The organism is Pseudomonas sp. Lb2C2 (assembly GCF_052112205.1).
Classification (GTDB): Bacteria; Pseudomonadota; Gammaproteobacteria; order Pseudomonadales; family Pseudomonadaceae; genus Aquipseudomonas; species Aquipseudomonas kilonensis.
In genome coordinates this window covers 13,710-38,028 of sequence record NZ_JAUTYW010000012.1, presented here as the reverse complement: position 1 = coordinate 38,028, position 24,319 = coordinate 13,710, and the positions used below count along the sequence as shown (strand labels likewise).

At 57.4% G+C, this 24,319-nt stretch carries 21 protein-coding genes and 2 pseudogenes; 17 read left to right on the top strand and 6 right to left on the bottom strand.

Annotation, left to right across the window (positions count from 1 at the left end; all coding sequences use genetic code 11):
* The first annotated feature begins 285 nt into the window (after positions 1-285).
* Positions 286-2,187 (top strand): potassium transporter Kup, encoded by a 1,902-nt coding sequence (locus Q7F16_RS28675; RefSeq protein WP_409555337.1) that lies wholly within the window; start codon positions 286-288, stop codon positions 2,185-2,187.
* A gap of 30 nt (positions 2,188-2,217) precedes the next feature.
* On the opposite strand, the gene Q7F16_RS28670 is transcribed toward Q7F16_RS28675, so the two are convergent.
* Positions 2,218-3,168, bottom strand: coding sequence for a magnesium transporter CorA family protein (locus Q7F16_RS28670; RefSeq protein WP_013692972.1), 951 nt, complete (start codon positions 3,166-3,168; stop codon positions 2,218-2,220).
* A gap of 66 nt (positions 3,169-3,234) precedes the next feature.
* The gene (locus Q7F16_RS28665; protein WP_046062855.1) at positions 3,235-4,821 is read right to left on the bottom strand and encodes a RimK family protein; all 1,587 of its coding nucleotides are present in this window, start codon (positions 4,819-4,821) and stop codon (positions 3,235-3,237) included.
* A 92-nt stretch (positions 4,822-4,913) separates the two neighbouring features.
* On the opposite strand from Q7F16_RS28665, the gene Q7F16_RS28660 reads away from it, so the two are divergent.
* A complete protein-coding gene (locus Q7F16_RS28660) occupies positions 4,914-6,059 on the top strand; it encodes a peptidase C39 family protein (protein ID WP_409555338.1) in 1,146 nt (381 codons plus the stop codon).
* 520 nt (positions 6,060-6,579) lie between these two features.
* Here Q7F16_RS28660 and Q7F16_RS28655 read toward each other — a convergent pair.
* From Q7F16_RS28655 to Q7F16_RS28645, 3 genes are read right to left on the bottom strand one after another with little or no spacing between them, the layout of a single operon-like run.
* On the bottom strand, positions 6,580-7,224 hold the full coding sequence (locus Q7F16_RS28655; protein ID WP_409555339.1) for a transmembrane anchor protein: 645 nt from the start codon (positions 7,222-7,224) through the stop codon (positions 6,580-6,582).
* A 12-nt stretch (positions 7,225-7,236) separates the two neighbouring features.
* Positions 7,237-7,974: a HupE/UreJ family protein gene (locus Q7F16_RS28650; RefSeq protein ID WP_046062852.1), complete on the bottom strand. Its 738-nt coding sequence runs from the start codon at positions 7,972-7,974 to the stop codon at positions 7,237-7,239.
* Positions 7,975-8,021: 47 nt separating this feature from the next.
* The gene (locus tag Q7F16_RS28645) at positions 8,022-8,384 is read right to left on the bottom strand and encodes a hypothetical protein (RefSeq protein WP_046062851.1); all 363 of its coding nucleotides are present in this window, start codon (positions 8,382-8,384) and stop codon (positions 8,022-8,024) included.
* A gap of 106 nt (positions 8,385-8,490) precedes the next feature.
* Here Q7F16_RS28645 and Q7F16_RS28640 point away from each other — a divergent pair, with 106 nt between their 5' ends.
* From Q7F16_RS28640 to Q7F16_RS28630, 3 genes are read left to right on the top strand one after another with little or no spacing between them, the layout of a single operon-like run.
* A complete protein-coding gene (locus Q7F16_RS28640) occupies positions 8,491-8,787 on the top strand; it encodes a metal-sensing transcriptional repressor (RefSeq protein WP_014338967.1) in 297 nt (98 codons plus the stop codon).
* A gap of 7 nt (positions 8,788-8,794) precedes the next feature.
* Entirely contained in the window at positions 8,795-9,931 is a 1,137-nt protein-coding gene (locus tag Q7F16_RS28635; RefSeq protein ID WP_409555340.1) for a nickel/cobalt efflux protein RcnA, read from the top strand.
* A gap of 5 nt (positions 9,932-9,936) precedes the next feature.
* Entirely contained in the window at positions 9,937-10,680 is a 744-nt protein-coding gene (locus Q7F16_RS28630; RefSeq protein ID WP_409555341.1) for a TraX family protein, read from the top strand.
* Positions 10,681-10,719: 39 nt separating this feature from the next.
* Here the strand turns inward: Q7F16_RS28630 and Q7F16_RS28625 are convergent, their stop codons facing one another.
* Entirely contained in the window at positions 10,720-12,027 is a 1,308-nt protein-coding gene (locus Q7F16_RS28625) for an MFS transporter (RefSeq protein WP_057447923.1), read from the bottom strand.
* A gap of 192 nt (positions 12,028-12,219) precedes the next feature.
* Between Q7F16_RS28625 and Q7F16_RS28620 the strand changes: the two genes are divergently transcribed.
* The 12 genes and pseudogenes from Q7F16_RS28620 (at position 12,220) to Q7F16_RS28565 (ending at position 24,311) form a co-directional block, all read left to right on the top strand.
* Positions 12,220-12,309, top strand: coding sequence for a YHYH domain-containing protein (locus Q7F16_RS28620; RefSeq protein WP_100264172.1), 90 nt, complete (start codon positions 12,220-12,222; stop codon positions 12,307-12,309).
* A gap of 538 nt (positions 12,310-12,847) precedes the next feature.
* Complete coding sequence (locus tag Q7F16_RS28615; RefSeq protein WP_409555342.1) at positions 12,848-14,089, top strand: HD-GYP domain-containing protein; 1,242 nt, start codon at positions 12,848-12,850, stop codon at positions 14,087-14,089.
* An 828-nt stretch (positions 14,090-14,917) separates the two neighbouring features.
* Positions 14,918-15,520, top strand: a pseudogene (locus tag Q7F16_RS28610) (methyl-accepting chemotaxis protein); the annotation flags it as partial.
* Positions 15,521-15,531: 11 nt separating this feature from the next.
* On the top strand, positions 15,532-15,900 hold the full coding sequence (locus tag Q7F16_RS28605) for a response regulator (protein ID WP_013692986.1): 369 nt from the start codon (positions 15,532-15,534) through the stop codon (positions 15,898-15,900).
* A gap of 32 nt (positions 15,901-15,932) precedes the next feature.
* Entirely contained in the window at positions 15,933-16,250 is a 318-nt protein-coding gene (locus Q7F16_RS28600; protein ID WP_014338971.1) for an STAS domain-containing protein, read from the top strand.
* A 16-nt stretch (positions 16,251-16,266) separates the two neighbouring features.
* A complete protein-coding gene (locus tag Q7F16_RS28595; protein ID WP_046062846.1) occupies positions 16,267-18,396 on the top strand; it encodes a chemotaxis protein CheA in 2,130 nt (709 codons plus the stop codon).
* A gap of 753 nt (positions 18,397-19,149) precedes the next feature.
* A pseudogene (locus tag Q7F16_RS28590) lies at positions 19,150-20,808 on the top strand (methyl-accepting chemotaxis protein); the annotation flags it as partial.
* Positions 20,809-20,811: 3 nt separating this feature from the next.
* Entirely contained in the window at positions 20,812-21,324 is a 513-nt protein-coding gene (locus Q7F16_RS28585; RefSeq protein ID WP_046062844.1) for a chemotaxis protein CheW, read from the top strand.
* Between the two features lie 75 nt (positions 21,325-21,399).
* On the top strand, positions 21,400-21,924 hold the full coding sequence (locus tag Q7F16_RS28580) for a chemotaxis protein CheW (protein WP_014338975.1): 525 nt from the start codon (positions 21,400-21,402) through the stop codon (positions 21,922-21,924).
* Positions 21,921-22,724 carry a CheR family methyltransferase gene (locus Q7F16_RS28575; RefSeq protein WP_057447929.1) on the top strand — a complete coding sequence of 268 codons (804 nt, stop codon included), beginning with the start codon at positions 21,921-21,923 and terminating at the stop codon, positions 22,722-22,724. The genes Q7F16_RS28580 and Q7F16_RS28575 overlap by 4 nt, the downstream gene beginning before the upstream one ends.
* 61 nt (positions 22,725-22,785) lie before the next feature.
* Entirely contained in the window at positions 22,786-23,238 is a 453-nt protein-coding gene (locus tag Q7F16_RS28570) for a chemotaxis protein CheD (protein WP_014338977.1), read from the top strand.
* Positions 23,235-24,311, top strand: a complete 1,077-nt coding sequence (locus Q7F16_RS28565) for a protein-glutamate methylesterase/protein-glutamine glutaminase (RefSeq protein WP_046062841.1) — start codon at positions 23,235-23,237, stop codon at positions 24,309-24,311. The genes Q7F16_RS28570 and Q7F16_RS28565 overlap by 4 nt, the downstream gene beginning before the upstream one ends.
* The last annotated feature ends 8 nt before the right edge of the window (positions 24,312-24,319 follow it).

Genomic DNA, 24,319 nt, shown 5'->3' with positions numbered 1-24,319 from the left:
ATGCTCTGAAAATTGCCACGATCCCTCGCGGGCTGCTGGTATAGAGCGTGCTCGATAACGCGTATCTGCCGTGATGGGGAAGCGTTAACGCGCAGTCCTGACGATGACGGACAGAAAGAGGAATGTAAAATTTTTACGGTTTTTTTACGGTAGGTGTTTTGGCCCACAACGATACTGGCCGCGATTTTAAGATCGTCCAAGTGCCTTGCATTTCCAATGGCCCTGGCAAATCGTATTGCTCAAGGATGGCATACACTTCCCCCCGTAATTTGAGAGACGCAACCCTTGAGCGAAGCAGCGATTCCCGCCCTTGAAGACTCCCATACCAAAGCATCAGGAGTGGGCTTGCTCGTCGCCGCAGTGGGTGTGGTTTATGGGGACATTGGCACCAGCCCGCTTTACACACTCAAGGAAGTGTTCGCCGGTCACTACGGCGTCCAGGCCAACCAGGACGGTGTACTGGGTATTCTGTCGTTGATCTTCTGGTCACTGATCTGGGTCGTCTCGATCAAGTACGTGCTGTTCATCCTTCGCGCCAACAACCAGGGCGAGGGGGGCATCATGGCCTTGACCGCATTGGCACGTCGGGCTGCGGCGCCGTTTCCCAAAATGAGCAGGGTCTTGGTATTGCTCGGGCTGTTCGGCGCGGCACTGTTTTACGGGGACAGCATGATCACCCCGGCCATCTCGGTGCTCTCGGCGGTCGAAGGGCTGCAGCTTGCGTTCGATGGAATCGAGCAGTGGGTCGTTCCGCTGTCCGTGGTCATCCTGGTAGCGCTGTTCCTGATCCAAAAACATGGCACAGCGCGTATCGGCATCCTGTTCGGCCCGGTCATGGTGCTGTGGTTCATGGTGCTGGGTGCGCTCGGCATTTACGGCATCCTGCAACGTCCGGAAGTTCTGCAGGCGCTCAATCCTGCGTGGGCAGTGCAATTTTTTGTGGTGCATCCGGGGATTGGCGTGGCCATTCTGGGCGCCGTGGTGTTGGCATTGACCGGTGCTGAAGCACTGTACGCCGACATGGGCCACTTTGGCCGCAAGCCCATTGCTCGCGCCTGGTTCATTCTCGTGTTGCCCGGCTTGGTGCTCAATTACTTTGGCCAAGGCGCCCTGATCCTGGGAAACCCGGAGACCGTGCGCAACCCGTTCTATTTACTGGCGCCTGAATGGGCACTGTTACCGATGGTCGCGCTCTCCACACTGGCCACCATCATCGCCTCTCAAGCCGTGATCTCCGGTGCTTTTTCCCTAACTCGCCAGGCCATCCAGTTGGGTTATGTCCCTCGCATGTTTATCCAACATACCTCCAGCCAGGAACAGGGACAGATCTATATCGGTACGGTTAACTGGGCGTTGATGGTGGGTGTCGTGCTGTTGGTGATTGGTTTCGAGTCGTCCAGTGCGTTGGCCGCAGCTTATGGCGTCGCTGTGACGGGGACCATGTTGATCACGACAGTCTTGTCCTCGGCAGTCGTCCTGCTCCTTTGGAAAACGCCGCGCTGGCTGGCCATCCCAACGCTGCTCGGATTCCTGCTGGTAGACGGTCTGTATTTCGCGGCCAATGCACCCAAGATTTTTCAGGGTGGGGCGTTCCCGGTGATTGCCGGCATCAGCCTGTTCATTTTGATGACGACCTGGAAGCGGGGCAGAAAGATTATTGTTGAGCGGCTGGATGAAACCGCACTTCCTCTACCGCTATTCATCGGCAGCATCCGTACGCAGCCTCCCCATCGGGTGCAAGGTACGGCAGTGTTTCTTACGGCCAGGACAGATGCTGTTCCTCATGCACTGCTGCACAACCTGCTGCATAACCAGGTTTTGCATGAGCAAGTGGTATTGCTCACAGTGGTGTCCGAAGACAGCCCTCGTGTGAGTGCTGACCGACGGTTTGAGATTGAAGCCTATGGAGAAGGGTTCTTCCGAGTCAGTCTGCACTTTGGTTTTATCGAGGAGCCCGATGTCCCCTTGGCCTTGAGTCTCTGTCACTTGGCTGAACTGGACTTCAGTCCGATGCGCACCACCTATTTCCTCAGCCGGGAGACGGTGATCCCGACCAAGCGCATCGGAATGGCCCGTTGGCGAGAAACGCTGTTTGCATTTTTGCTGAAGAACGCCAATAGCAACCTGAAGTACTTCAAGTTGCCGTTGAACCGGGTGATAGAGCTGGGCACACAGGTCGAGATGTAAAAGAGTCATCGAGTATCCAGAGGGGCTCGTTCAATGCGGGCCATTCATGCTGGATGAACCACGCGTCAGACGCTTGAGCGCGATAACCATCAGGCCCCCGGCCACTACCATTCCTGTGAGAAAAAGCGGATAGGCAACCCACCAGGGAACGGCTGAGGTCATCATGCTGAACTCGGACATGCCACCAATACTGGCGATCAGGTTGAGAGGCAGGAAAACCACATTGATCAGCGTCAGTTTGCGTAACAGGTTGTTCATGGTGTTGTTCATCAAATTGCCGCGTGCGTCGATCAAGCCGGCAAACACCCTGGAGTAGATTTCCGCCTGTTTGTTGCACTGGGTGTTTTCGATGATCAAATCGTCGATAAGCGCAATCGCCTCGACGCTGAAGTGCTCTTTTTCCGCATGGTTGCGCAGCCGAGTCAGGACCGCACCATTGCTGTGAATCGCATTGATGTAGTAGATCAGGCTTTCGCTGAGGTTAAACATCTGGACCAGATGTCGATTCTCCATCGAGGCGTTGAATTTCTGCTGCAGCTCGCGAGCCACCATCTTGATCACCTTGAGGTGGCCCAGGTAGTGGTGGAGGTTGTTGAACAGTATGTCCAGCAGCACATCTTGCGTTGTGTGCAAGGGGTGCCGCTGCCCTAATCCACTCAACTGGGAGTCGTCAGTCGCGATTATCAGCAAGCGTGTTTTAGAGAAGAGCAAGCCGAACGATGAGACCTCAAAGGCCAGGCTATCTCCGCCCGAGTAACTTTCCGGACGCTTCCAGATCAAGAACAGGTTATCCGGATGGAATTCGATACGTGAGACTTCGTCCGGATCCAGCGCCGAAGCCAGCGCGTGATCGTCCAGTTTGAACTCGCTGCGCAACAGATCTCGCTCTGCCGCATCGGGATTACTGAACAACATCACATCAGCATTGAGCTGTTCAACCGGTACCAGCGCCCCATTGGCGAGCAGAAAACTCTTGATCACGTCTGACCTATGGCGTTGTTGGCGGAGGAAGTCAGTGTCTTGCAGGTCGTGTAGCGGATCAAGTATTCACCAGGCCTGACCGCGACGTTTCAGCTCAAGGCGGCGAATGAACTCTTCCAGAACCAAGGAGTACAGGTCGTCCTGCAAGTAAGCGTCTTCGATGCCCGCGTCCATGTTCGGGTTGTCGTTAACCTCGATTACTACCACCTTATCCCCCGACTGTTTCAGGTCGACCCCGTACAAACCGTCGCCAATGAGATTTGCGGTCTTCACCGCCAGCTCCACCACCGCCCGCGGTGCTTCGTGAACCGCCAAGGTGCGGCATTCCCCATTAATGTCCTGGCCCTTGGCCTTGTGGTTGTAGATTTGCCAGTGACCTTTGGACATGAAGTACTGGCAGGCGAAAATCGGTTTTCGGTTGAGCACACCGATGCGCCAGTCGTACTCGGTGTAGAAGAACTCCTGAGCCAGTAGCAATACCGAGTGCTCGAAGAGCTCAGCGGTGGCATCCAGCAGCGCCTGCTGGCTTTCGACCTTGATTACGCCACGGGAAAAACAACCATCGGGAATTTTCAGCACTAATGGAAAACCCAGGCGTTCACCGACTCGCTCGAAGTCTTCCGGTCGTTCCTTGTAGAGAATCTCGGTTGCCGGCATACCCAATTGATGGCTTTTGAGCAGATCAGTCAGGTACACCTTGTTGGTACAGCGCAGGATTGAAGTGGGATCGTCCATCACCACCAGGCCTTCGCTTTCCGCCTTCTTGGCGAAGCGATAGGTGTGGTTATCCACGCTGGTGGTTTCGCGAATCAGCAGGGCGTCATACTCGGCTATTCGTGAGTAGTCTTTCTTTTCGATCAGATCGACATCAATGCCCAGACCTTTGCCCACCCTGATAAAACTTTCCAGTGCCTTGGCATTGGAAGGCGGCAGCGACTCTTGCGGGTCATGCAATATGGCCAGGTCGTAACGGGCCACGCGGGGTGACCGCGGTACTCGCCAGATCTTGCGGCTGAAACTGTCCAGCGAGCTGGCAAATTGATCCTCCTGGTCTTCGCGTAGCTTTTGCAAGACGCCAGGCTTTATCCCCTCAATGTGCCAACTATTGCTTTTACGGAACTCCACCAGGAGGATCGGACATGGGAATATTTCGAAAATTTGCCGGGCCAGTTCTTGCAAAGGCTCAAGGTTGGTTTTGCCAAAGTAAAGAGTGAGCGTGAATCCTTCGGTATTACTATAAAGGTGGTTGTTCAGTGCTTTGTCCAGCGCCTTGTCCAAGTCATCCAGCGCCAGGCTGTACAGTGACTTTCGGGTCAACTCGCTGATGGTCCGCACAGACGGAATAACTTTATGGCCGCGTGCTTCTGCCAGCAATGAACAGTAATACCCATGTCCTAGGTACTTGTAGCTCCGACACAGATTAATAACCTGAACACGCTTGCCGGCCTCGCTTTCAAGGGGTTGCTCGAGATATTCCTGGGCACTCATCACATCGTCTGATGGAATATAAGACGCCCAGTCTTCTTTTCGCTCAACAATAATAACGACTTGGCTTTGCCGCCTGGGCGCACTCGATAAATAAGTTAGGTTCGATATTGCTGTTAGTCGATTTTGCTCTGATACTTCACGCCAATCACCCTGTGCTGCTGACATATGAAAAGGTCCGTTGGAGAACAAGTCCTTATCTATTAAGCACGATACTTTTTAAAAGTCTCGTTTCGTTACGCAACTTTTACGGTGGCTATATGAGTCTGGTATTTCGCAAGGCGACACATGATGACCTGAAGTCTCTGCTGGAACTGGAAAACCAGTGCTTTACTCATGACCGGCTCACGCCGCGCAGTTTCCAGTGGATGATCGGCCGAGCCCATGCCAGCCTGATCGTCGCGCAGGCCGAGAGCCAATTGATGGGCTACTGCCTGGTCTTGTTCCACCGCGGCACCTCGCTGGCGCGTCTGTACTCCATCGCCATCGCCACCCATAGTCGTGGCCTGGGCTTGGGGAAACAGCTACTGGATCAGGCGGAAGAGTGCGCACGCGCGAACGACTGCGCCTACCTGCGACTGGAAGTCCGACCGGATAATTCGGTTGCCATCAGTCTTTATGAGCGCAATGGGTACCGGCGCTTCGCCGTGGTAAATGACTACTACGAAGACCATTTGCATGCGCTGCGCTTGGAAAAACGTGTTGTGCAGCCTCGGGAAAACCGTGAGCTCCAGGTACCTTACTACCAACAGACCACCGAGTTTACCTGCGGCCCGGCTTGCCTCTTGATGGCCATGAAAGCATTGCAACCCGATCGTTTAATCGGGCGTCGGGACGAACTGCAAATCTGGCGTGAAGCCACCACCGTGTTCATGACTTCAGGGCACGGCGGTTGCAGTCCCCAAGGGTTGGCACTCGCGGCCTGGCGCCGGGGGTTTCGAGTACGCTTGCAAGTGAGTATCGCAGGTCCGCTATTTCTCGACGGCGTGCGCGACGAACATAAAAAAGAAGTAATGCGCTTGGTACACGAAGCGTTCTGCAGCGAACTCGCGCAGAGTGATGTGGAGCAGGTGAGCAGCAACCAACTGGACCTGGCTCTCGCACTGAAGGAGGGCGGTCAACCCCTGGTGTTGATCAGCAGCTACCGACTGACGCGCTCAAAAGCCCCTCACTGGGTCATTGTCACTGATTACGATGAGGACTTCGTCTACCTGCATGATCCAGACATTGATCATAGTCAGCACCGTCAGGCACTTGACTGCCAGCATCTTCCCGTCAGCCACAAGGCGTTCGACAAAATGTGTGTTTTCGGCGGCAATAAGCTACGCGCTTCTGTGACGATTTACGCTCGAGAGCAGTCGAGCAGGGAAGTTTCAAATGTCTGCGCCGACGAAGGTTTGGGTTAGTGGAGGCTGGAACATCGTGGCTTTGAAGATTTTTTACGTTCGCCAATCCATTCTCAAGGTATGAAGCGATACTCGATCCCCGTTTTGGTCAGGGTGTTGCGGTCGGGGAGGGTCTACTTCGACTTTTTACGCAAGCTTCCAGTCGTAGATCTTCATCGACTGCCAAACACGTCTTGTGTGGACTGCTCAACGACATCAGAGAAGAACATTCAGTGGGTATTGTTTTGACTCCAATCGAGGAATCGAAAACCTAGTAGCGGGATGGACGCAAAAGCCAAGGCCGCAAATGCGGCCTCGTTCATATCTACCTCGGACAAGAGGCCGCATTCGCGGCCTCTTGTCCTATGGCATTACTCGTGCGAGTGCCCATGATCCGAGCTTTCGGATTCAGCAGGCTTCTCGGTGCCACCGCAGGCGGTCATCAGACCGATAAAGCAGATCAGAAGCACGGAGCGGAGCAGTGTGGTTGAGGCGTTCATTGAGTTTTCCGTAGGAATCTAAAAGTGTGTTTCGACTGGAGTCAGCGCTTCACACTCAGGTAGTCGCCCGTCGTTTTCAGCGAAATGGTCACGTCGTTATTCGTGCGATTACGCCAGAACCAGCCATGAGTGCCGTCAAACAGAGCGGTGAATTCGCCCTTGTCGCCTTTGACCTGCTTGGCTTTGGAGTAGCTATGGAAATAGCCCTTTTCGCCGTTGTAGGGTTCGCCATGGGTGTCATGGTTAACCGGCCCACCAGAGGCCGCCCATTCATAGCTGACGGTGGTGTTCTTGAGCATTTCCAGCTTGATTTCTCTCCCTTCACCCGGTTTTAGCGTGACGGTCATTTCATCTGTCTTCAGGGCTGGGGCCGGTTGAGCGGCGGGTGGAGGCGCAGGTTGAGCCGTAGGGGTTACAACTGCAATTTGCGCAGCCGGAGCAGCTGTCTCTTGCGCCGGCTGCGGCGCTGCATCCGCCAACGCCTCCTGGGCGAGCGTGATCTTCATTTCGCCCATCTGCGTCAGACCCAGTGCTCGGCCCACGCCCGTCGGGTCAACGGCGTATTCCGCAGGCATGACTACGGTGATCAGCAGGCCGATAGCGGTCAGCAAGGCGATGACAGTCGAGCGTACCAATCGACGAGTGCTGGGTAGTTCATTAACAGTGGGAAGTGGCGTATTGAACATGGTCACAATTCCTTAGGCAGAGACGAACAGGCCGGTGATCTGGTAACCCATCAGGAGGAAACCGGCACTCATCATGGCGACGTTGGCGGTGTAGGCATGGCGCCAGAAACTGCCGGTGCGCCGCCAATACCCCATCAGAATGAGAATGGCGCTGAGGGCCAGCAACTGGCCGATTTCGACGCCGACGTTGAAGGCGATCAGGTTGGGGATCAGGCCGTCGGGCGAGATCTCGTACTCCTGGATCTTCGTCGCCAGGCCAAAGCCATGAAGCAGACCGAAGATCAGCGTCGCCACCTTGGTATTGGGCTGGAAACCGAACCAGCGTTGGAATGCGCCCAGGTTATCGAGCGCCTTGTACACCACCGAGAAACCGATGATGGCGTCGATGATATAGGCGCTGATACTGATCTCGGTCAGCACGCCGAGCAGCAGCGTGACCGAGTGCCCGACGGCGAACAGCGTGACGTAGAGCCCTACGTCCTTCAGGCGGTACAGGAAGAAAATCACCCCGAACAGAAACAGCAGATGGTCGTAGCCCGTCATCATGTGCTTGGCGCCCATGTAGATGAAGGGCAGCAACATGACGCCGGAGCTTTCCTGGATGAAGCCTTTATCGCCTTCGGCGACGGCGTGGGCGAGGGCTTCGGGCATTCCGAGAAGAAATGACGCGAGCAATAGAAACAGCAGCAGTAGTGGGCGGTAGGAAGGCGCAGTGAAAGCGCCTGCGCCACTCATTGAGTGCAAATGCATGGATAAAATCCTTCGTTGCAGTGATCAAGGGCCGCAGCGCGGCCGTGTCAGGAGGCAAGGCAAGGACGAGGTGGACGCTCGATCAGAAAAATGGGCGGACGAGGAACGGCGTAACCCAAGGCCTCGGCTTGTGGCGAGAGCTGTAGTTGAGCCGCCAGGATCAGCGTAGCGGCAAGTTGCGGCGTCTCGTGCTGATGATCGGGCGTCAGGGGGGAGTGATAGTGATCCGAGCAGTTTGAACACGACACGTCGGCCTGCTCATCATGGGAATGATGATGAGCGTCTTGCGCGACATCCCAGGCGGGCTGTTGCGACATCATGGACAGCGTACGGGTATGCCCGGCCCAGGCCATGAACATGGCAAAAGCCAGCGCGAATACCACTGCCGTTGTCAGTGTTCTGCTGAACATAGTGATCGTGTTTCGACTCATTATTCTGGGGGGTAATACGTTTGCCATATCCCCTATGGGGGGATAGGATTGCCAGCGTAATTCATTGAAGTCAGAGACTCAAGTCATGAGTGACGAGCACGAACACAGCCATCCCCATACCCACCAAAGCCATGAAGCGATCATCAAGCGCCTCAAGCGGGCGGACGGTCACCTGCGTAGCATCATCCTCATGATTGAAGAAGGTCGTGAGTGCGTGGATATCGCCCAGCAGCTGCATGCAGTGGAAAAAGCGGTGTGCCAGGCCAAGCGGACCTTGATTCAGGATCACATCGATCACTGTCTGGAAGACACCGTTTCGGCACTGAACAAGGGTGAGCGCGCGCCGCTGGAAGCCTTCAAGCAAATCACCAAGTACCTCTAGGCCCCCCATGCCCAATTTTGCCGAATTGCTGCAACAGGGTGGCGCTAACGCCTGGCTGTATTTTCCCAGCGCGATCTTGCTGGGCGCCTTGCATGGCCTGGAGCCCGGCCATTCGAAAACCATGATGGCGGCGTTTATCGTGGCTATTCGGGGCTCGGTGAAACAGGCGGTTTTGCTGGGTTTGGCGGCGACGCTGTCCCACACGGCCGTGGTGTGGTTGGTCGCCATCGGTGGCATGTACCTGGGCCAGGGGCTGGATGCCGAAACCACGGAACCTTACTTCCAGCTCGCATCGGCTGCGCTGATCATCGTCATTGCGCTCTGGATGTTGTGGCGTACCTGGCGTGGCGAACAGATGTTCAAGTTCGAGCAGGCTGATGAGCATCATCACGGCGAACATGACCATGGACCTCATGATGAAACCCATCGTATCGATACCGGCCATGGGCGCGTCGAGCTTTCGATCTTCGAGCAAGGCATGCCACCCCACTGGCGCCTGAAAACGTTGACTGGCCATGCCTGGTCCGCCGAGGACGTTCGTCTGACGACCACTCGCGCCGATGGAAGCGTTCAGACGTTCTCATTTGCCGAGCGCGATGGATTCCTGGAGTCGACGGTCGATATTCCCGAGCCCCATGAGTTCAGCGCTCGCTTGAGCCTGGGGCATGCGGGGCATTCCCACGACTACGACCTTGAGTATCAAGAGCATGATCATGGGCATGAGCATTCCGAACTGGAGGGCCTGGAACTATCGTTGGAGGGTTACCAGGACGCTCACGAGCGGGCGCATGCCAACGATATCCGCAAGCGCTTTACCAATCGCAAAGTGACCACGGGCCAGATCATCGTGTTCGGCCTGACGGGTGGGCTGATTCCTTGTCCCGCCGCGATTACCGTGCTGCTGCTCTGTCTTCAGGTCAAGGAGGTTGCGCTGGGGGGCATGCTTGTCTTGTGCTTCAGCATTGGCTTGGCGATCACCCTGGTTACCGTGGGAGCGGCCGCGGCCATTGGCGCGCGGCAGGCCTCCAATCGCTGGCCATGGCTGGGCACCGTTGCGCGGCGGGCTCCTTATTTGTCCAGTGTGTTGATCATTGGTGTCGGTCTGTACGTGGGCTTTCACGGCTGGATCGGTTTGAACGCATAAGGCTTATGACTGAGACTCACCCAGTTCTGAATCCCTCGTTGAAAGGTCGCAGCGCCAGCCTCGATCTGATCAAATGGTTGGCGATGCTGACAATGGTCATCGATCATTTGCGGTTGGTGTGGCCGGAGCTGAGCATGCCGTTCATTCCAGGGCGGCTCTCTTTTCCGCTGTTTTGTGTCGCCATAGCGGCCAACGTCGCGCGGTCCAGACGTGGTGAATGGCTGACTTACAAGAACGGACGCTATCTCGTCTTGATGATGTTGTTCGCGGCCATTTCGCAGGTGCCTTATCGCATGATCAGCACTTCGGGCTCGTACAACGTGCTGCTGACCCTGGCGTTGGGGTTGGTTGTGGCCTGGGGTTGCCACCATCGGACATTCTCGAGTGGCGCCATGGCGCTGTTCGCTGGCGCCATCGCCAGTGCGCTGGATGATCCGCTGATGTTTGGTTTCTACGGAGTCCTTGTCCCGGCCTCGGTCTTGTTGGTGATCAACAAGCCTGCTGTGCTGTGGCTGTTGCCAGCGAGTCTGTGTGTGTTGATCAATACCCGCAGCAGCATTGTCAGCCGGGCGCTGGATTTTGAACTCTATTCGTTATTGGTTCTGGGCACGGCTTTTGCGGCTCCGCTGATCGGGCTCTGGCTGCTTCGCCAGAGGTTAAGCTTCAACGTCTGGCCGGTGGGGCAATGGGGGTACTGGTTTTACCCAGGCCACCTTGCCGCCCTGCAAGCTGTGCGTTTGCTGGTTTGACGGCGCCCGGCCAGTTTCTGAAGATCGTTGAACTCATGATCAGTTATTTGGCCACCGGCGATGCTGATCATCAATCACGTACGGGTGTTCGTGCTCAATACCCTCACCGCCCAAGTGGGAGTGATCCTGCGCAAGGTTTTCGTGAGTGTGTTTGATCGAGTCCTGATCATGGACAGGACGCCAGATCACCACGCTGACTAACAATGCGCCACCGGCCACCAGGGCGAGCCCGAAAAATGCTGCCGTCAAGCTGATGTCGGCGCCCAGCCATCCTGCCAATGGATAGGTCACCAACCAACAGGCGTGGGATAACGCGAACTGGGCAGCAAAGAGCGCAGGGCGGTCTTCAGTGTGTGCCGAGCGACGCAGCAGCCGGCCACTCGGGGTCTGTGCCAGCGAATAGCCCACGCCCAGCAACATCCAAAGCGGCAGCAGGAAATTGTAGGTGGTCAGGTTGATGCCCATGGCCAGACCGATAACCAGTATCCCTGCGCCGAACAGCATGGCTGTTCGGTCCTTGATATCTTTCAACAACCGAGGCAACACCAAGGCAGCGATCATAGAGCCGCCACCGAATGCGGCCAGCGCAAGTGCCGTGGAAGTTTGAGGCAACGCGAAACGCGATTGGACCAGCACCACCGTATTGACGATGACCATGGCGCTGGCGGCCGCTACAGCCAGGTTCAACGCCAACAGTCCGCGCAAGCGAGGCGTCGCCAGGAAGATGCGCATGCCGCGGGTGGTTCGTTCGTAGATGCTGCGTTTGGGGGTTGGCTTCGCTTTCGGTAGTAATACTGTCGCGACCAGGGCCGCCGAAGCCAGGAAACCAATGACGGTGCCGGCGAACAGACTATGGAAGCTGATCACGGTCAGCAATGCAGCAGCGAGCATAGGGCTGGCGACGCTTTCGAGGTCATAGGCCAGTCGCGACAAAGACAGGGCGCGGGTGTATTCGTCCTCATCGGGCAGGATGTCCGGAATGGTTGCTTGAAAGGTTGGGGTGAACGCGGCCGAGGCCGATTGCAGGATGAAAATCAGCACATAGACCTGCCAGATCTCCGTCACAAACGGCAGGGCAAGCGCGACCAAAGCACGTACCAAGTCCAGCGAGACCAGCATTGCCTTGCGTGGCAGGCGTTCTGCAAAAGCCGCGGCAATCGGTGCAACGCCGATATAGGCTGTCATCTTGATCGCCAACGCTGTGCCGAGGACTGCACCCGCTTGGGCTCCCGCAAGGTCGAAGGCCAGCAGCCCCAATGCAACGGTGGCAAGCCCCGTACCTACCAACGCAATGACTTGAGCCAGGAACAGATGCCGGTAGGTGCGGTTGGCGAGTATTTTCAGCATGGGGCATCTCGCAGGGGAGGGCGTGTGATCACTTGATTGTCGAGTTGCGCTTGAGAAAAGTGTTCGTTCTCAAGGAACGCAATATCCTCCTAGGGGGGATATAAGGCCATCCTAAACCAGGGGCCCTGGTAGCTCAAGAAATAGCCACACGAACCTTTCGTCGAACACTCGACAGAGGAATGAAGTAGCTGCATTTCTGTCACTGCCTTCGCCCATAGTGGTGGCACTGATGCAAAAGGTTGTCACCGCAACCACAAGACCAACGATTACCACTGCCACTAAAGATAAAAAGCCCAGCGTCAGGCTGGGTGTCGGTACGAACTGGCCTCCTCACATGTGCGGAGGCCAGTTATGCGATTCGCCCAGAAAATCCTTAGGCGGGTGGTCTGGCAGGTCCAGTGCCTGCCAGAGATAGTCAGTCTCCCGTGCTCTAGCGCAACAGATGCACGGCCAAGCCGACAAGTGCACAGGCCATCAAAACCCAGGACGGCAGCCCCCGAAGCCTTTAGGGTGCGCCAAGCGCGCATGCGCTCCGTCGCGTTTGCGGTTGGCAGTGACCAGGTGAGCTGGGCATCAGGTGTTTGTCTAGGCGCCCCAACTGTCTTAAACCCGGGAAATGAAGCGAATTGAGAATCTTCAGTGTAGGAAAATCCCTACACGTCCCTCTGTATTCCCTAGTCCTAAATAAGATTGCTCCGATTATTTGTTTGATGGCACCTAGCTATTATTCAAGGGCTGGGGTGGCATCCTGGTGCGTATCCAAGACAACCGCGCCTCGGGCAAATCAGGGAGCGGTTGCGGACAGAGGAGGATCTGTGTCGTGTTGAGGCATATCGGTGTAACCGATCTTTGCGTAGGAATGTATGTCCAGGAGCTCTCCGGTTCCTGTGTAGATCGTCCATTTTGGAACAAAAGCTTCCTGATTCAGAATGAGGAGGTGCTGGAGAAAGTCCTTGCCTCGGACATTGTTGGTGCGTGGATCGACCTGTCCAAGGGGGCGGACGTACAAGCCTCTGCGCCTGATGAAACCACTCTGCAGGCTCCGCAGCCCCCTTGCTTGTCGACCCGATCGTGCACCGAAGTACCCAGACCGCGTCCGAGGGTGGCAATGAGCGAAGAGTTGTTGAGGGCGGTCAAGCTTTGCTCAAGTTCCAAGGCGGCGGTCATGGAGATGTTCAGCGACTTGCGCATGGGACGGATCGTTCAACTGGATCGAGTCACGGACATGGTTGGTGAAATCTCCGACTCGCTGTTACGTCATCCTGATGCACTGCTCAGTCTGGTGCGTCTCAAGACTGCCGATGAATATACCTACATGCATTCCGTAGCCGTCTGTGGGTTGATGATTGGTTTGGCACGTCAGCTGGATCTACCGCCGCTGCTGGTACAAGAGGCCGGGCTGGCGGGCCTGCTGCATGACGTGGGCAAGATGGTGATACCCACGGCCATCCTGGCGAAACCATTGCCCTTGAATGACACCGAACACATGACGATGCGCACACACCCTGAGGCGGGTGCCAGGATGCTGGCGGACAGCAGGCATTTCACTTCCAGGGTGCAGGACGTTTGCCTGCATCACCATGAGAAGGTCGACGGCAGTGGCTATCCCCATAAGTTATGTGGCACCCAGATCAGCCTATTCGCGCGCATGGCCGCTGTCTGTGATGTGTATGACGCCGTGACGTCTGACCGTCCTTATCGGGATCGCTGGGGCCCCGCTGAGTCGATTCGTAAAATGGCGGGATGGAACGGGCATTTCGATCAGAAAGTGTTTCACGCCTTCGTCAAATGCATTGGTATCTATCCGGTTGGTGCTTTGGTACGCCTTCAAAGTGGCAGGTTGGCGGTGGTAATGGAGCAACACGCCGATTATTTGCTCACGCCCAGGGTGAAGGTTTTCTACTCGGCATCGAGTCGTATGCCGCTGCCTCCCGAATCTATTGATCTGGCCTGTGGGCAGGACAGCATCGTCAGCATTGAGTCGGAGAAGACCTGGGGCTTCAAGAGCCTTGAAGCGCTCTGGGTGGGCACGGGGCAGGGCAGTGAGTCGCGATTCGGATGACGCCTGCGAGTCCGAGTTTTTTACCAGCGCCTGTCGCTGGTTTTTTTTGCTGTCGTTTTGGGGGACTGTCACCGTCGGGTAGGAATTCTCCTACCGCACCAACCGCAATCCTTAGTTGTAAATCAGGATGCTCCGATAGTTTCGCGGCCATCACTTGGCCATTATCTCTCCAGGCCAACAAAACCAGGCATCCCAATCGTGGATGTCTTGCGCGGGGTCCCGTCGGATCCGCACTGAACTGGAGAGATGAAGGTGAAAGGACAGGCAATTTCCTCCCCCCTGATCTTGATGCTGCCCGCGGGACTGACGGGAGTTTTCGGTTGTGTCGCAATTCTGGTCAGCACGGACTTCAGTCTGCGCAGTGCAGCCAGTTGCGCGCTGGTCTTGCTTGGCGCGTTGCTGATGGGTGTGTGGACGCTGCGTTTATTGGGCACCCGGCAGCCCGCACTGCAAGGCGACGATCAGCCACTTCACGTTCCGCTGACCGCTTCGCCGGATGAAGGATTGGGCGAGGTATGCGTGCAGGTACTGCCGATCTGGAGCCAGCAGATCGATGCAGCGCGCATCCTCAGCGAGGAGTCGATCCTCAAGCTGAGTAACCGCTTCGCGACGCTGTCGGGAGATATCAGTGCTTCTGCTTCCCAAGGGGCGAGCCAGAGCTCGGGTACACGGTTGCTGGAAATTCTTGAGGTCGGCCAGCGGGACCTGGATTCGATCATGGTTGCCCTTCGCGATGCGCTGTTGCGCAAGGAGTCGCAACTCAAGGAGGTATTGCTCCTTTCCGACTTCACCTCTCAATTGCAGGAGATGGCCAAGTTCGTCGGTGATATTGCCCAGCAGACTAATCTGTTGGCACTCAACGCCGCGATTGAAGCGGCGCGGGCAGGGGATGCCGGACGCGGCTTCGCGGTAGTGGCGGATGAAGTGCGCAAGCTGTCCAGTTTATCCGGGGAGACGGGGCAGAAAATCAGCGAAACGGTCAATGCCGTCAACGCTGCCATCTCTCGCGCCGTCGAGTTGTCTCAGCACCAGGCGCAGCAGGACTCACAAACCCTGGCTCATTCAGAGCAACTGGTGTCCCAGGTGATCGAGCACTTCCGGCACAACGCCCAGGCCATTGTCGATACCAGCAGCAGTCTTCAGCAGCAGAGCGAAAACGTTGCCACCGAGATATCGGGGGTACTGGTCGCCCTGCAGTTCCAGGATCGAGTCGGCCAGATGCTTTCCCTGGTCAACAACGACCTTGGCAAGCTGCATGGGCACATCGTCGAACGCCAGCAATTCGCGCTCGCTGGCGGCACACCGGCCCCGATCATCGCGGATGCCTGGCTTGAGCAATTGGCAAGCACCTACACCATGCCTGAACAGCATGCGATCCATCACGGTAAGCCTGTGGTGAGCAGCACTTCATCCGAGATCACTTTTTTCTAGGGAGTTTCCCCATGAGCAAAACCATCCTGATTGTCGATGACTCTGCCTCCATTCGCCAAGTGGTGAGCATCACTTTGAAGGGCGCCGGATACGAGGTCATCGAAGGTGTTGACGGTCGTGACGCCCTGACCAAGCTCGACGGACGCAAGATCCACTTGATTGTAAGTGACGTGAACATGCCGAACATGGACGGCCTCAGCTTCATCAAGGCCGCTAAACAACTGCCGGCCTACAAGTTCACGCCCGTGATCATGCTGACCACCGAAACCGGAGAGGCCATGAAGCAACAGGGCCAGGCCGTCGGTGCCAAGGCCTGGATGGTCAAACCCTTCCAGCCGGCGCAGATGCTGGGCGCCGTCTCCAAACTGATCATGCCGTAGTGCCGCCCAGAGTCCCTGGAAAGGAGGTTGTCATGACAAACACCACGGCTTGTCTGCGTCGGATTCTGGTTCTCGAAGGGCCGCTGACCATTTACACCGCCGCTGAACGCAAAGACCTGTTGCTGGAGCTGTTTCCGTTGGCTCAGGAAGTCGAAATGGATCTGGGTGGCGTGGACGAAATGGATACTGCCGGGCTCCAGCTGTTGGTGTTGATCAAGCAGGAGTCGCTGCGCCATGGCTCCAACCTGCTGCTGAGCAACCCCAGTACGGCGGTGCTTGATGCACTGGACATGAGTGGGTTGCACAGCCTTTTCGACCAGTCGGCTCCGGCCGTTCAGCAGAGAGGTTGAAGCCATGAGTTCGCCCATGAATCTGGACGACGTGCTACGAACGTTCATCGCCGAAAGCCAGGAGCTTTTGCTCCTGATGGAAGAGGCGTTGCTGCAGATCGAACAGGCGCCGGATGATGTCGACACAATCAACGCCTTGTTTCGCGTCGCCCATACCATCAAAGGTTCTGCCGGCCTGTTTGGCTTCACGCCGATCGTTGCTTTTACCCATGTGGCAGAAAGCGTGCTGGATCGGGTCCGTGGACATGAGCTGCGGGTGGACGAATCGCTGAGTGCCTTGTTCCTGGAAGTACGGGACCACTTGTGCACGCTGATTGAATTGCTTGCCAGCCACGGTGACCTGCAAGGCATGACCGCAGAGCATGAGCGGCAGGGCGCGGCGTTGGTCGAGCGTCTTAACGGCTACCTCGAGCACCGTCACGAATCGGCGCCGTCCCTGGCGACGATCGAGCCGCTGCAATCGACTTGTACCGCGCGCTGGCACTTGTCCCTGCGCCTGTGTCCCGATGTCCTGCGCAACGGCATGGACCCGCTGTCTCTGCTGCGTTACCTCAACAGTTTCGGTCAGATCAGCGCGGTCGTGTGCATCACCGAGGGCATGCCGGATATTTCGACGATGGATCCGGAAACCTGTTACCTGGGGTTTGAGCTGGGGTTTGTCAGTGATGCCGACCAGGCCACCATTGAAGGTGCATTCGACTTCGTTCGTGAGGGCAGCCAGATCTGCGTGTTGCCGTGCAACGGCGACCTGGCAGCCTTCCGGGCGTTGATCGGCCGTCTCGATGCTGAGCCCGATGTCATGGTCGAAGCCTTTATCGCCTGTGGTTCCGTGTCCCGTGAAGATTGGCTGGCGAGCCCGTCTTCAGATGAATCGACGACTGTCGCGGTGCCCGCCGTGGCGCCAGACCAGGCGGCTCGCGATGACGTCACCAAGAACCGGGGAGCAAAAGAAGCTCGTTCGGCCGAAGGTAATCTGATTCGTGTCGACGCCGGAAAACTGGATCAATTGATCAACCTGGTGGGCGAACTGATCATCGCTGGCGCTGGCGCCAATCTAGGGGCGATCCAAAGCGGCATCGGCGAGCTGATTGAAGCGACAAGCTCGCTCTCGCGTCTTGTCGAGGAGGTGCGCGACTGCGCCCTGACCCTGCGAATGGTGCAGATCGGCGGCACATTCAACCGCTTCCAGCGGGTGGTGCGCGATGTCTCCAAGGAACTGGGCAAGGACATCGTCTTGCAGGTGCTCGGCGCCGAGACCGAGCTGGACAAGACGGTGGTTGAACGCATCGGCGATCCCCTGACCCACCTGGTGCGCAACGCCATGGACCACGGCATAGAACCCTCCCAGCTGCGCCGCGAGCGCGGCAAGCCTGAGCAGGGCACGGTTCGCCTCAACGCTTATCACGAGGCCAACAGCATCGTCATTGAAGTCAGTGACGACGGTGGTGGCCTGAACAAGCAACGCATCCTTGCCAAGGCGATTGAGCGCGGCCTGGTTGCGGAAGGGCAACAGCTGGCCGACGGCGACATTCTCAATCTGATTTTCGAGCCAGGCTTCTCCACTGCCGATCAGGTCAGCAACCTGTCCGGGCGCGGGGTGGGAATGGACGTCGTCAAACGGAACATCGTCGCCCTGCGAGGCTCGGTCAACCTGGAAAGCGAGGAAGGGGTGGGCACCACGGTGCGTATCCGCCTGCCGCTGACCCTGGCCATCATCGATGGCTTCCTGATCGGGGTAGGCAATGCCTCTTATGTCGTGCCTCTGGACCTGGTTGAGGAGTGCATCGAGCTGTCGACAGACGACTGCAGCGATCAGGACTTCCTGGACCTGCGGGGCTCGGTACTGCCAGTCCTGCGCCTGCGCGAGATGTTCGCCATCGATGAGCCTAACCATGGCCGTGAAAACATCGTGGTCGTGCATTACGCAGGGATGCGGGTGGGCCTGGTCGTCGATCAATTGCTCGGTGAGTTCCAGACAGTGATCAAGCCGTTGGGCAAGATTTTCGGTACAGCTCATGGACTGGGCGGCTTCACCATCCTGGGGAACGGAGCAGTAGCGTTGATCCTGGATATTCCCAAACTACTCGGGCAAGTCGCCAGCCGGCAGAAACACGGTATGACCCTCAGCCCTGAATTGACTCAATAGTTCTCCCTGGAGTACAGCATCATGACCGTCAAAAAAAATATCTCGCTGCTGGTCGCATCAGCCCTGTTGGGCATCCTGATCCTGGTCAGTCTCAGTCTTTATCTGATGGGCGGGGTCAGGAGCACTGCCAGCTATGCGCAAGTCAACACAGTGCCCAGCCTGCAGTTGCTGGATCACGTGGCCCTGTCCCTGGCGGATAGCCACAGCCGGCAATGGCAGAGTCTGTCCGGTCCTGCCGGTAGTCCCCAGCAAAGCGACAAGGAAACGGTGATCCAGACGCTGGATCGCTACCAGAAGGAGTTCGTCTCCGACGATCATGATGCGACGCTGCTCAGCGCCTTGCGCAGCACGGTCAATGAATACAACCGGGGCATGGAACGTTTCGATAACGCCTTCAAGAATGCCGCCCCTGAAGCCCGTAGTTTGCTGCTCGACCTGGAGGTGACGCGCGAAAAGGTCACTTCCGCCTTGAGCGATATCCGTCAGTACAACCTGGACCTGGGGCGTAAAAATGCGGCGATCGCGGCATCGACCGAACAGACGGCGATCTACAGCATCGCCTTGGTCGGCGGCGCCACCTTGCTGGTCATCTGCTTGATCGGTTTCTTCCTGGTACGCCGGCTGCTCCACACATTGGGTGGCGAGCCCGATGATCTTCGGCTGCTGGCCGAGCGGTTGGTGGCCGGGCAACTGGATGTGCAGGGCAGCAACAATGGCCCTGAACGTACCGGGCTGATGGGCTCCATGGACCGGCTGGGCGGGACCTTGAATCAACTGATCGGCGAAATGAATCACATGTCCGCAGAGCATGACAAAGGCGACATCGATGTGCAGATCGATGCCGCACGTTTTGCTGGCAGCTATGGGCTGATGGCCCAAGGCATCAACGATATGGTCAGTGGCCACATCAGCGTCAAGAAGCAAGCCATGGCCTGCATCAAGTCGATCAGCGAAGGCGATCTGCAGGCGTCCCTGCAAGCGTTCCCCGGCAAGAAAGCCTTTATTAACGTCACCATCGAGCATCTTCGCAGCACCATCACGGCGTTGATCGAAGAGATGCGTCACATGTCGGACGAGCACGAGAAAGGCGACATTGATGTGCAGATCGACGTACAGAGATTCCAAGGCTCGTACCGTCAGATTGCCCAGGGCATCAACGACATGGTCAATGGCCACATCAGCGTGAAAAAACAGGCCATGGCTTGCATACGCTCTTTCGGCGAAGGTGACCTGTCGGCACCCCTGGCCCGTTTTCCCGGCAAAAAAGCGTTTATCAACGACAACATCGAACAGCTGCGCAGCAACGTCCAGGCGCTGATCGAAGACACCCAGATGCTGAGCGAGAATGCCATGATCGGCAAGCTCGATACTCGTGCAGACAGCACTCGCCATCAAGGTGACTTCCGCCGCATCGTGGCGGGAATCAACAGCACCCTGGACTCTATCGTTGCCCCTCTCAACGAGGCGATGGCGGTCATGGTGGCCCTGTCCAGTGGTGACCTGACCCGCACCGTCAAAGGTGATTACCAGGGCAGCCTGCAAGACCTGAAGAATGCGGTCAACGAAACGGTGAGCAAGCTTTCGCAGATCATTGGCGAGGTGCGCAGTTCCGCCGATTCGCTGTCCAGCGCCTCGGAAGAGATTTCCGCCACGGCCCAAAGTATCAGCCAGTCGGCTTCGGTACAGGCGGCGTCGGTTGAAGAAACGTCAGCGTCGATGGAACAGATGTCGGCGTCGATTTCCCAGAACACTGAGAACGCCAAAGTGACCGACGGCATGGCCGGCAAGGCGAGCAAGGAAGCGAGTGAAGGTGGACAGGCCGTCAAGGACACCGTCTCGGCCATGAAAACCATCGCCGAGAAGATTGGGATCGTCGATTCGATTGCCTACCAGACGAATCTGCTGGCGCTCAACGCGGCCATCGAAGCGGCCCGTGCCGGTGAGCACGGCAAAGGTTTCGCAGTCGTCGCTGCTGAGGTGCGCAAGCTCGCCGAACGCAGCCAGGTCGCGGCGCAGGAGATCGGCCAAGTGGCCAAGAACAGTGTTGCCCTGGCTGAGCGGGCCGGCAACCTGCTTGATGAAATCGTGCCCTCGATTACCAAGACCTCTGATTTGGTTCAGGAGATTGCCGCTGCATCTGAAGAGCAGTCCATCGGCTCGGAGCAGATCAATACCGCCATGTCGCAGATGAGCCAGATCACTCAGCAAAACGCCTCGGCGTCCGAAGAGCTGGCTGCTACCGCCGAGGAAATGAGTAGCCAGGCCGAGCAGTTGCAGGAGTTGATGGGCTTTTTCACCCTGCATGGTCGGGTTGCGGTTTCTTCCGTACCACGGGCCGCTTCTTCCAGTCTGGGCGGCATGCAAAGCAGTGAGCATGCCCAGGAAGGCGGTTTCATTCGCTTCGGGAGTTGAGCCATGGAACCTGCAGTCTTGAGCCATTTCGAGCATGCACCGCAGAGTCCGTGTGACAGCGAATTCCTGCAGTTCCTGACGTTCGTATCCGCCAGGGAGCTCTATGCGATCGATACCTTGTGCGTGCGAGAAATCATCGAGTACGGCCAGGTTACAAGCGTACCGATGATGCCGGATTTTATCCGAGGGGTGATCAATCTGCGCGGTTCGGTGGTGCCGGTGATCGATCTGCAGGCGCGCTTTAGCAAGGGCGCCACGCAGCAAGGCAGCAGGACCTGCATCGTTATCCTGGAACTGCTTCAGGAAGGCGAGCCGCAAGTGCTGGGTATCGTAGTCGACTCGGTGAGCGAGGTGATCGAAATCGAGTTGGCCGATATCAAGGCCGCTCCGGCGATCGGAAACCGGATCCGTGAAGACTTCATTCGAGGGATGGTCAAGGTGCGAGGTTCGTTCCTGACTGTGCTTCAGATCGACCAGGTGCTGTGTGTCAGTGAGATCGCCAGCCAGTTGCACTGAGTTGTAGCGCTCAGGCATGCCTACGTTGTCTTGAGATGGATGCTGCCGTCTACGGTGGATCCCGAGGAATGAACCATGTCCATATCTGCCTCGCGCTTGCCGGCCCCAGGGACGGCAGCGCCACAGTACCTGACCTTCAGCGTGGGCCAGGAGATGTTCGCGATAGGCACCCTGTGTGTACGGGAAATTGTCGAGTACGGTCCGATTACGCCGTTGCCGATGGCGCCGCCGAAGGTTCGCGGCATCACCAATCTGCGCGGAGCGGCCATTCCTGTGCTGGACCTCGGGCTTTGTTTTGGGGGCGCCCAGACCCTGGAAAACCCACACACCTGCATCGTCATGCTGGAGGTCTACGGCAGCGGCGGCGCAGGCCTGGTGGGTATCATCGTGGACGCAGTCAGCGAAGTGCTGGAGATACCGGCCGAGCAGATCGAGCCGGCCCCGGCACTCCAAGGGCGCCTTAGCCCTGCATTTGTGGTGGGGGTCGGTAAGCTCAGTGATCGTTTCGTCTTGTTGCTGGACATCGAGCACATGCTCAGTAGCGAGGACTGGTCGGCGCTGCTCCCTTCGAACGTCAACGCTGATGGGCCGAGACCATGAATGTCGTGCTCTCCGACAACGAGTTCCAGCAGTTTCGGGCAATGATTCACGAAATTGCCGGGATCAGCTTATCCGTTGCCAAGAAACAGCTGGTCAGTGGCCGCCTGGCCAAGCGCTTGCAGTTTTTCAACTTGACCACCTACGGCAGCTATTATCGCTTGTTGATGAAGGACCGGAGCGAGTTGCAAATGGCGGTGGACTTGCTGACCACCAACGAAACCTACTTTTTCCGCGAACCCAAGCATTTTGAGTTTCTGCGCCATGTGATTCTCCCCGAGCTGCGTGGCAATGGCCCGGTGCGCATCTGGAGTGGGGCCTGTTCCACGGGAGAAGAACCCTACACCCTGGCCATGGTGCTGGCCGACAGCCTGGGCACCCGGCCATGGGAGATCCTCGCTTCCGATATCAGCAGCCGGGTGCTGGAAAAAGCCCAGGGCGGACGCTACCCGCTGGACGGTATCCGCGGCATTCCCGAGGCGCTGCTGAACAGGTACTGCCTGAGGGGCGTGGGCAGCAACAACGGCGTTTTCATGGTTGATCGCGCGTTGGCGTCACGTATCACGTTCACTTCGATCAACTTGAACAATGCACTGCCTTCGGTGGGGCAGTTCGACGTGATCTTCCTGCGCAATGTGATGATCTATTTCGATAACCAGACCAAGTCTGAGGTGGTGAGACGCTTGAGCAAACATCTGCGGCCAGGCGGCTACTTCATCGTGAGTCATTCAGAAAGCCTGAATGGCATCAGCGATGAATTGCAGTTGGTCAAGCCGTCTATCTACCGCAAACCGGACGCTTGAGATGGCTCGGGTGATCGAATATTTCCTGCAACCCGGAGACGTGGTGTTTGGAGGGCGCCAAATGCGCTTGTGTACCGTCCTGGGGTCCTGTGTCGCACTGGTGTTTTGGCATCCGCAACGCTTGTTGGGTGGCATGTGTCATTACATGCTGCCGCGGCAACGGTCGCAAGGCGCGGGCAACCTGAACGGTCGTTACGCAGCGGATGCGTTGGCGCTGCTGTTGGAGTGCATTCATCGCGCGGGGGCTCGGCCCGAACAGTTTGAGGTGAGCCTTTTTGGCGGGGCTGACATGTTTCCCGGGATCAAACGGTGCAACGGTATCGGGATTGGCCAACAGAACGTCAATGCCGCCAGAAGCCTGATCCAGGCCCATGGGTTGCAATGCCAGGTTTATCACGTAGGTGGCCGGGGGCATCGCCACCTGGTGTTCGATGTGGGCACCGGACGCCTTCAACTCAATCATGCCGATTTCGTGCGCAAAGTGTTCGAATCGCCCAAGAGTAATGCCAGATGACGGATATCAAGGTGTTGATCGTTGATGATTCGGCGGTGGTGCGCCAGGTGCTAAGTGCGGCCCTGAACCAGGCCAGCGGTATCCAGGTTATCGACGTTGCCGTCGACCCGGTGTATGCCATGGAGAAGATGAGCAGGCAATGGCCTGACGTCATCGTACTGGACGTCGAGATGCCACGGATGGACGGCATTACCTTCCTGAAAAAACTGATGGCGCAAAAGCCTACGCCGGTGGTGATCTGTTCGACGCTGACCGAGAAGGGCGCCAAGACCACCTTGCAGGCACTGGCGGCTGGTGCCGTCAGCATCGTCACCAAGCCGCAGTCCAACCTTCGACAGTTCCTGACTGAAAGCGCGGACGATCTGATCCAGGCCGTCAGGGCCGCAGCAAAGGCCAACATGCGGCGCGTAGCGGGTGCCCAGGTGCCTGTTGACGTGCCGCCCCGGCTCAATGCCGACTCGATATTGCCCCCTTCGTTGGTGGCCATGGCCCGCACGACTGAAAGCATCGTTGCCATTGGCACTTCCACCGGCGGCACGCAGGCTCTGGAACAGGTACTCCAAGGGTTGCCGCGGGTATGTCCGGGTATTGTCGTGGTGCAGCACATGCCAGAGAAATTTACCGCCGCATTCGCCGAGCGCCTCAATCACGTTTGCGAGATCGAGGTCCGGGAGGCCGTACAGGGCGATCGAATCATCCCCGGGCGTGCGCTGATCGCACCGGGTGGCAGCCATATGCTGGTCAAGCGCAGCGGTGCCCAGTATCAGGTGGATATCGTGCAGGGGCCTGCGGTCAGTCGGCATCGCCCCTCGGTGGATGTCCTGTTCCGTTCGGTCGCTCGTAGCGCCGGCAGCAATGCCCTTGGAATCATCATGACGGGCATGGGAGATGATGGTGCTCGTGGCCTCAAGGAAATGCGCGATGCCGGCGCCAGGACCCTGGGGCAGGATGAAGACTCTTGTGTGGTGTATGGAATGCCACGCGAGGCCTTCAAGCTGGGAGCGGTCGAGCGCGAGTTGCCACTGGAGCAGATTGCTTCGGCCATCCTTGGCGTTCGCGGACATCAGCCCTGAGATCGTGC